Annotated in this window: 2 protein-coding genes; both read left to right on the top strand. The window is 32.7% G+C overall.

The annotated features are described in order from the left end of the window. Positions 1-278 (top strand): branched-chain amino acid transport system II carrier protein (locus IDG60_RS16705; protein WP_206160955.1); only part of this gene is annotated, 278 nt, incomplete at its 5' end. Positions 279-514: 236 nt separating this feature from the next. After that, positions 515-872, top strand: a 358-nt coding sequence (locus tag IDG60_RS16700; protein WP_206160952.1) for a formate/nitrite transporter family protein, incomplete at its 3' end; no start/stop codon positions are given.

Below are 872 nucleotides of genomic sequence, written 5' to 3'. Positions count from 1 at the left end.
CCGTGTCTATTGCACTTGTACTGATATCATTTGCTAACATGTTTAGCACATTCAGATTCAGTTGGGCCTATCGACTCGCAACTGTTATTACATTGATTATTTCAATTTTACAAATACTAAATAGTTTCAACTTATTACACGGTGTTATTTTGAAATGGTTTATGATGTTACCTTTAGCAGATATCGATTTAGCTTGGCTTGTACCATTCATGCTCTTTGCTATTATCGGTTTCATCATCGATGTAGTTATACGTCGTCCGAAACAAGCGACAACTTAATAAATGCTCACTGCCTAGTAATGATTGCCCCCTCGTTACTAGGCTTTTTTATATGAAATTCATGGATTTTCAGCGATACTGTCTGTCTATTGATTATTTTAAAATAATTGATTTACCAAAAAATCCTATCAGTTATTCAAAAATATTAGTTTTTAAAATTAATTTTGTGAAATTATTCACAAATAAGACGATTCATAGTATACTCTGATTAACAAATGAAAAGCGAGGATGTCATTGTGAAGGAGAAACATATTAAATGGGATAAGATTTTTTATGGGGATGACTGGGTAAATAACGTAGTCGAAACAATAAGAACAAAAGATATATTACAAAGCGTTTATTTAAAACGTTATTTATTACGCGCGATGATGGCAGGATTTATTATCGGTATTATTACGGTCTTCGTGCTATCAGTTAAAGCAACACACGAACCAGATTTACCACCAGGTATAGTGAATATGGCTAGCGCCATTACATTCAGCTTTGCGTTAGTACTCATTTTATTTACAAACTCCGAACTACTAACCAGTAACTTCATGTACTTTACTGTAGGCCTGTATTATAAAGTAATTAAACCGACTAGAGTATTGAAAA

Source organism: Staphylococcus sp. EG-SA-2 (genome assembly GCF_017152085.1).
Note: the sequence above shows the minus strand (reverse complement) of the source record. Positions and strands in the feature narration are given on the sequence as shown.